Origin of the sequence: Pseudomonas sp. SR18 (assembly GCF_023701505.1) — a bacterium.
GTDB lineage: Bacteria > Pseudomonadota > Gammaproteobacteria > Pseudomonadales > Pseudomonadaceae > Aquipseudomonas > Aquipseudomonas cyclaminis.
The window spans coordinates 359,673-365,875 of record NZ_JAMQAU010000004.1 but is presented as its reverse complement, the minus strand read 5'-3'; the positions used below and the strand labels follow the sequence as shown (position 1 = coordinate 365,875).

The 6,203-nt window shown below is 53.7% G+C and carries 8 protein-coding genes, 4 tRNA genes and 1 rRNA gene; all 13 read left to right on the top strand.

What is annotated here, in order from left to right:
• The first annotated feature begins 169 nt into the window (after positions 1-169).
• The 13 genes from rrf to rplJ all read left to right on the top strand — a co-directional run bounded on the left by rrf (position 170) and on the right by rplJ (position 6,171).
• Positions 170-285, top strand: a 5S ribosomal RNA gene (gene rrf, locus NDJ82_RS09360).
• A gap of 165 nt (positions 286-450) precedes the next feature.
• Entirely contained in the window at positions 451-1,410 is a 960-nt protein-coding gene (birA, locus tag NDJ82_RS09355; protein WP_099584602.1) for a bifunctional biotin--[acetyl-CoA-carboxylase] ligase/biotin operon repressor BirA, read from the top strand.
• Positions 1,400-2,149 carry a pantothenate kinase gene (locus tag NDJ82_RS09350; protein WP_250925337.1) on the top strand — a complete coding sequence of 250 codons (750 nt, stop codon included), beginning with the start codon at positions 1,400-1,402 and terminating at the stop codon, positions 2,147-2,149. The genes birA and NDJ82_RS09350 overlap by 11 nt, the downstream gene beginning before the upstream one ends.
• Positions 2,150-2,156: 7 nt before the next feature.
• Positions 2,157-2,603 carry a hypothetical protein gene (locus tag NDJ82_RS09345; protein ID WP_099584604.1) on the top strand — a complete coding sequence of 149 codons (447 nt, stop codon included), beginning with the start codon at positions 2,157-2,159 and terminating at the stop codon, positions 2,601-2,603.
• A 142-nt stretch (positions 2,604-2,745) separates the two neighbouring features.
• A tRNA-Tyr gene (locus NDJ82_RS09340) sits at positions 2,746-2,830 on the top strand.
• Between the two features lie 24 nt (positions 2,831-2,854).
• Positions 2,855-2,928, top strand: a tRNA-Gly gene (locus NDJ82_RS09335).
• Positions 2,929-2,953: 25 nt separating this feature from the next.
• Positions 2,954-3,029, top strand: a tRNA-Thr gene (locus NDJ82_RS09330).
• A gap of 164 nt (positions 3,030-3,193) precedes the next feature.
• Positions 3,194-3,269: transfer RNA gene (locus NDJ82_RS09325), tRNA-Trp, on the top strand.
• Positions 3,270-3,314: 45 nt separating this feature from the next.
• Positions 3,315-3,683: a preprotein translocase subunit SecE gene (secE, locus tag NDJ82_RS09320; RefSeq protein ID WP_003194658.1), complete on the top strand. Its 369-nt coding sequence runs from the start codon at positions 3,315-3,317 to the stop codon at positions 3,681-3,683.
• A 9-nt stretch (positions 3,684-3,692) separates the two neighbouring features.
• Positions 3,693-4,226 (top strand): transcription termination/antitermination protein NusG, encoded by a 534-nt coding sequence (gene nusG / locus NDJ82_RS09315; protein ID WP_003176436.1) that lies wholly within the window; start codon positions 3,693-3,695, stop codon positions 4,224-4,226.
• Positions 4,227-4,343: 117 nt separating this feature from the next.
• Positions 4,344-4,775 (top strand): 50S ribosomal protein L11, encoded by a 432-nt coding sequence (rplK, locus tag NDJ82_RS09310; RefSeq protein WP_003176435.1) that lies wholly within the window; start codon positions 4,344-4,346, stop codon positions 4,773-4,775.
• Complete coding sequence (rplA, locus tag NDJ82_RS09305) at positions 4,775-5,470, top strand: 50S ribosomal protein L1 (RefSeq protein ID WP_003176434.1); 696 nt, start codon at positions 4,775-4,777, stop codon at positions 5,468-5,470. The genes rplK and rplA overlap by 1 nt, the downstream gene beginning before the upstream one ends.
• Positions 5,471-5,670: 200 nt before the next feature.
• The gene (gene rplJ / locus NDJ82_RS09300; protein ID WP_003232405.1) at positions 5,671-6,171 is read left to right on the top strand and encodes a 50S ribosomal protein L10; all 501 of its coding nucleotides are present in this window, start codon (positions 5,671-5,673) and stop codon (positions 6,169-6,171) included.
• The last annotated feature ends 32 nt before the right edge of the window (positions 6,172-6,203 follow it).

Here is a 6,203-nt window from a genome sequence, read left to right as displayed (position 1 = left end):
CCCGTGAGGCTTGACCATATAACACCCAAGCAATTTGCGTCGAAAGGCCAGATTGCGGTGTGTGAAGACGAGATAAACCGAAAGTTCGACGCTCACAAGACACCGAAAGCTATCACATACCCAATTTGCTGAAGCGAGGCCAACAGGCCGCGACTCAGTACCCGAATTTCTTGACGACCATAGAGCATTGGAACCACCTGATCCCATCCCGAACTCAGTAGTGAAACGATGCATCGCCGATGGTAGTGTGGGGTTTCCCCATGTGAGAGTAGGTCATCGTCAAGATTAAATTCCAGAACCCCATTTGCGAAAGCAGATGGGGTTTTGTTTTGGGCGCTCGGAAAGTCCGACGCGCTGCTCGGAGTGCGCTTCAATGCCAAGCGTCCGCCTTTCTATGCAATGCCCCTGCGCATGGCTATCATGCGTGCCTCATTGTGAGGCGATACTTGCATGCTGACGTTGTTAGAACTTCTGAAAGATGGCCGGTTCCATTCCGGAGAAGCGCTTGGTGCTGCCCTGGGCGTTAGTCGCAGTGCTGTTTGGAAGCAGCTCCAGCACCTTGAAGCCGAATTGAATCTGCCCGTTCATAGGATTCGAGGGAAGGGGTATCAATTGGCTTCTCCTCTTGTTTTCTTGAGCGCTGCGGAAATTCGGCAACATGCGCCTGCTTTGGCGTGGCCTATCCATGTCTACGATTCCATCGACTCAACAAATGCTGAAGCTTTGCGCCTTGCGGGTGTCGAGTGCGCAACCCCCTTCCTAGTGCTTGCGGAACAGCAAACGGCGGGAAGAGGCAGGCGTGGTCGAAAGTGGGTCAGTCCGTTTGCTCAGAATGTGTATTACAGCCTCGTCTTGCGTATTGAGGGCGGTCTGCGGCAACTGGAGGGGCTAAGCCTTGTGGTTGGGTTGGCAGTCATGCAAGCCCTACGTGAATCGGGAGTTCAGGCTGCTGCTTTGAAATGGCCTAACGACGTCCTCGTTGGACATAAGAAAATTGCCGGGATCTTGCTGGAACTCGTAGGGGACCCTGCGGATATCTGCCACGTTGTCCTTGGAATAGGTATCAACGTCAATATGCAGAAGGCTGATGAGGTTGACCAGCAATGGACATCGGTGCAGTTGGAGACGGGCTCTCCTGTTGATCGCAATTCGTTGGTTGCCCGTCTTGGTCTGCAGTTGCAGCGGTACCTGGATCGGCACAGGGCATTAGGTTTTGCCGCGCTTCAGGATGAATGGGAGGCAAGCCATGCTTGGCAGGGCAGGGCGGTGTCGCTCATAGCCGGTGTCAATGAGGTCGATGGATTTGTTCTGGGCGTTGATCGTCAAGGTGCGTTGCGCTTAAGTGTCGATGGCATTGAGAAAATATACAGTGGTGGTGAGTTAAGCCTGAGGTTGCGTGATGATTCTTGAGCTCGACTGTGGGAACAGCTTTATCAAGTGGCGTGTGCTCGGTTCGAGTCTGGCTGGTGTAGCGATAGAAGGTGTGGCAGGTTCTGATGAGGCATTGGTTGATAGTCTACTGGCGGTGCCTGGCCTGTTGCTGACGCGTTGCCGGCTAGTGAGTGTGCGTGCGCTGGAGGAGACAGACAAGCTGGTCGCGGCGCTTGTGGATGCATTTGGTGTTGCTGTTACCTGCGCTGCTTCGGCTCGTGAAATGGCTGGGGTGCGTAACGGCTACGAAGATTTCGAGCGCTTGGGGCTCGATCGCTGGTTGGCGATGCTTGGTGGATTTAAGTTGGCATCCGGCGCTTGCTTGGTTCTGGACTTTGGTACGGCGGCGACGGCAGATTTTATAGCTGCGGATGGAGAGCACCTGGGGGGCTTCATTTGTCCGGGTATGTCTCTCATGAGGAATCAGCTGCGAACGCATACGCGCAAGATCCGGTATGGCGATGCCGCCGCTGAAAGGGCCTTGGAGTGCCTGTCACCTGGTCGCACCACGGTCGAAGCTGTAGAGCGGGGCTGTACGTTGATGCTAAGAGGGTTTGTGCTGACCCAGTTGGAGCTGGCCAGGAGCTACTGGGGCGATGACTTCACCGTGTTCTTGACAGGCGGCGACGCTGATCTGGTATTGGATGCTGTGCCGCAGGCTCGGCTCGTTCCTGATCTGATTTTCGTTGGTTTGGCGATGGCGTGCCCGTTATCTTGAGGTGTTTATGCGTTGGCTGTTTTTGCTTTTACTGATCCTCAACGCTTTTTACTACATATGGCATCAACAAGAGGCGCCGTTGCGCGCTAAAGATGTCACTCCTCTGAGTCTCTATCGAGGCAGCCAGCAGGATATTCGTCTGCTGAGCGAGTCCTCTGACGCCGTGGCCCGCAGGGAGCGGGCAAAGGCGTCTGATGCGCAAAATACCTGTTTGTATATTGGTGGTTTTGTAGATCAGCGCCAGGCGCAATCTGTCGAGCAGCGCCTCACCAGCCTGGATATAAAGGTCAGGATTCAGTTGCTGAGCTTGCCTGATGCCCAGGGTTACTGGCTCCGGGTTGCCCCGGAAAGCAGGCGTCTGGCTGAGGATCTGCCCTTTGAAAACCTTGCTAAGGAATTCAATGAGTTAAAACATAAAATAATGCTGTGCGAAGGCATTGCAACTGTCGAATAGTTTGAATAGAATGGCGCCCGCTTCGCAGTGAAGACCTTTAGGGGGATTTGATGGGAAGTGACGTCAATGCAGCTAACCTCATAATTTAAATGAGAAAATGCTTGACAGAAGGTCGGCGTGATGTAAAATGCCGGCTCGCTTAGGAGGGGTTCCCGAGCGGCCAAAGGGATCAGACTGTAAATCTGACGTCTACGACTTCGAAGGTTCGAATCCTTCCCCCTCCACCATTTTTAGCGTGAGCTGCAAGCTCCGCGGGTATAGTTTAGTGGTAGAACCTCAGCCTTCCAAGCTGATGATGCGGGTTCGATTCCCGCTACCCGCTCCAAGTTTGCAGGTTGTGCAGGTGTTTTGCTCTTGTAGCTCAGTTGGTAGAGCACACCCTTGGTAAGGGTGAGGTCAGCGGTTCAAATCCGCTCAAGAGCTCCATATAACAAGGCAGATATGAAAATATCTGCCTTTGTTTTAACAGCTGCCTCGGCTTGAGGGTTTTGTATCTGGCGCTGATGTTGTCAGGTGATTTCAAGTCTAGTGGGGTTGGTTGTTGTAAAGTCTTTTTCAGGCCTGCATAATGGTCGGCCTGATTTTGTTTTAGGTCAGTAGCTCAATTGGCAGAGCGACGGTCTCCAAAACCGTAGGTTGGGGGTTCGATTCCCTCCTGACCTGCCAGATTCACGTGGTGTGTCTGGCTTTCTTTTCACAGGATCTTCATAGATGACTCCTAAGGCTGAAGCTCAAAGCTCTCGTTTCGATCTCGTCAAGTGGCTCGCTGTGGTCGCATTGGTGGTCGTAGGCGTTGTTGGCAATCAGTACTACTCTGCTTCGCCGATCCTGTACCGCGTTCTCGCTTTGCTTGCTCTTGCTGCCGTAGCTGCCTTTGTAGGCTTGCAGACTGCCAAAGGCAAGTCTTTCGCGGTTCTGGTGAAGGAAGCTCGCACCGAAATCCGTAAAGTCGTTTGGCCGACTCGCCAAGAAACCACGCAGACCACGTTGATTGTTGTGGCTGTTGTTCTGGTTATGGCGTTGCTGTTGTGGGGGCTTGATTCCCTCCTCGGCTGGCTTGTTTCCTTGATTGTTGGCTAAGGGTGTCCCGTGGCTAAGCGTTGGTACGTTGTGCATGCTTACTCGGGTTACGAGAAGCATGTTATGCGCTCTTTGCTAGAGCGCGTAAAGCTGGCAGGCATGGAAGATGGCTTCGGCGAAATTCTGGTTCCCACTGAAGAAGTGGTTGAAATGCGGAATGGTCAGAAGCGCAAAAGTGAGCGTAAGTTCTTCCCTGGCTATGTGCTGGTTCAGATGGACATGAATGAAGGTACTTGGCACTTGGTCAAGGACACTCCTCGTGTCATGGGTTTCATTGGCGGTACTGCTGATAAGCCTGCTCCAATCACTGACAAAGAGGCAGAAGCAATTCTGCGTCGTGTTGCTGATGGTAGCGACAAGCCTAAGCCGAAGACGTTGTTCGAGCCGGGTGAGGTTGTTCGTGTCACAGATGGTCCGTTTGCTGATTTCAACGGTACTGTCGAAGAAGTTAACTACGAAAAGAGCCGGATCCAAGTGGCGGTGCTCATTTTCGGTCGCTCTACTCCGGTAGAGTTGGAGTTCAGCCAGGTCGAGAAGGTCTAGCTGAATAAGCATCCCAACCCCGCAGCCTTAGGCTGTGGGGTTTTGTCGTCACTGGGATAAACGCGCAAGTAACCGGGGAGCCTTTCGAGGCGTTTGAACCCGTAATTGGAGTGCCTCATGGCCAAGAAGATTACCGCTTACATCAAGCTGCAAGTGAAGGCCGCTCAGGCCAACCCAAGCCCACCTGTTGGTCCAGCTCTGGGTCAGCACGGCGTGAACATCATGGAATTCTGCAAGGCTTTCAACGCCCGTACTCAGGGTCTTGAGCCAGGTCTGCCGACTCCAGTGATCATCACTGTATACAGCGACCGTAGCTTCACTTTCGAAACCAAGTCGACCCCGGCTTCGGTTTTGCTTAAGAAAGCTGCTGGTCTGACTAGCGGTTCCGCTCGTCCTAACACCGTTAAGGTTGGCACCGTAACTCGTGCTCAGCTGGAAGAAATCGCGAAAACCAAAAACGCGGATCTGACTGCAGCTGATATGGATGCAGCCGTGCGTACCATCGCCGGTTCTGCTCGTAGCATGGGCCTTAACGTGGAGGGTGTGTAATGGCTAAGCTGACCAAGCGCCAAAAGGCTATCGCCGGCAAAATCGAAGCGGGCAAGTCCTACAACTTTGTAGACGCTGCTGCTCTGCTGACCGAGCTGTCGACTGTCAAGTTCAGCGAGTCTGTTGACGTTGCTGTAAACCTGGGTGTTGACCCACGTAAATCCGACCAGGTCGTTCGTAGCGCTACTGTGCTGCCACACGGTACTGGCAAGACTGTACGTGTAGCCGTCTTCACCCAAGGTCCAGCTGCTGAAGCAGCTCTGGCCGCTGGCGCTGATCGCGTTGGCATGGACGACCTGGCTGCCGAAATGAAAGGCGGCGACCTGAACTATGACGTAGTTATTGCTTCCCCGGATGCAATGCGCGTTGTAGGTCAATTGGGTCAGATCCTGGGCCCGCGCGGCCTGATGCCTAACCCTAAAGTCGGCACCGTAACTCCAGACGTAGCTACCGCGGTTAAAAACGCTAAGGCTGGTCAGGTTCGTTATCGCACCGACAAAAACGGCATCATTCACACCTCCGTTGGCAAAGTCGGCTTCGACGCCGTCAAGCTGAAGGAAAACGTTGAAGCCCTGATCGCTGATCTGAAGCGTATCAAGCCAGCTTCCTCGAAAGGTATCTACGTCAAGCGCGTTACCCTGAGCACCACTATGGGCCCAGGTCTGGTCATCGACCAAGGCTCGCTGGACGTATAAGACACAGATTGGCGCAAGCGATTGCGTCAATTGGAAAAAATTGGGGTCCCTGCCTGGCGGGGGCTATCCAAGACCGTAGGCGACGCAAGTCTTAAACCAAAAGCCTACGCAGATGGTGCTCCCGGTTCCTTACCGAATCAGACACCAAAACGACATCCGGCTCCGGCCAGATGAAACGGTAACAAGCAGGAGTTAAACCCGTGGCAATTAATCTCGAAGACAAGAAGGCCATCGTCGCTGAAGTCAACGAGGCTGCCAAAGCTGCTCTGTCCGCTGTCGTGGCTGATGCCCGTGGTGTGACAGTAGGCGCTATGACCGGACTCCGTAAAGAGGCTCGTGAAGCTGGCGTATACGTACGTGTTGTACGTAACACCCTGCTCAAGCGCGCCGTTGCTGACACTGAATACAGTGTCCTCAACGACGTGTTCACAGGCCCGACTCTGATCGCGTTCTCCAAGGATCATCCAGGCGCTGCTGCCCGTTTGTTCAAGGAATTCGCCAAGAGTCAGGATAAGTTCGAGATCAAGGCAGCTGCGTTCGAGGGCAAGTTCCTCGCAGCTAACCAAATCGACGTACTGGCAACACTGCCGACCCGCGACGAAGCCATTTCGCAGCTGATGAGCGTGATTCAAGGCGCTACCAGCAAGCTGGCTCGTACTCTGGCTGCAGTTCGCGAGCAAAAAGAAGCTGCCGCAGCCTAAGGCTGAGCAAATTCTCTCGCGTATTTTTGTTT

What these genes read in the sequence shown, in the direction of transcription:
- birA (WP_099584602.1), top strand. Translation starts at nt 451, where the DNA reads ATGCTGACGTTGTTAGAACTTCTGAAAGATGGCCGGTTCCATTCCGGA.
- NDJ82_RS09350 (WP_250925337.1), top strand. Translation starts at nt 1,400, where the DNA reads ATGATTCTTGAGCTCGACTGTGGGAACAGCTTTATCAAGTGGCGTGTG.
- NDJ82_RS09345 (WP_099584604.1), top strand. Translation starts at nt 2,157, where the DNA reads ATGCGTTGGCTGTTTTTGCTTTTACTGATCCTCAACGCTTTTTACTAC.
- secE (WP_003194658.1), top strand. Translation starts at nt 3,315, where the DNA reads ATGACTCCTAAGGCTGAAGCTCAAAGCTCTCGTTTCGATCTCGTCAAG.
- rplK (WP_003176435.1), top strand. Translation starts at nt 4,344, where the DNA reads ATGGCCAAGAAGATTACCGCTTACATCAAGCTGCAAGTGAAGGCCGCT.
- rplA (WP_003176434.1), top strand. Translation starts at nt 4,775, where the DNA reads ATGGCTAAGCTGACCAAGCGCCAAAAGGCTATCGCCGGCAAAATCGAA.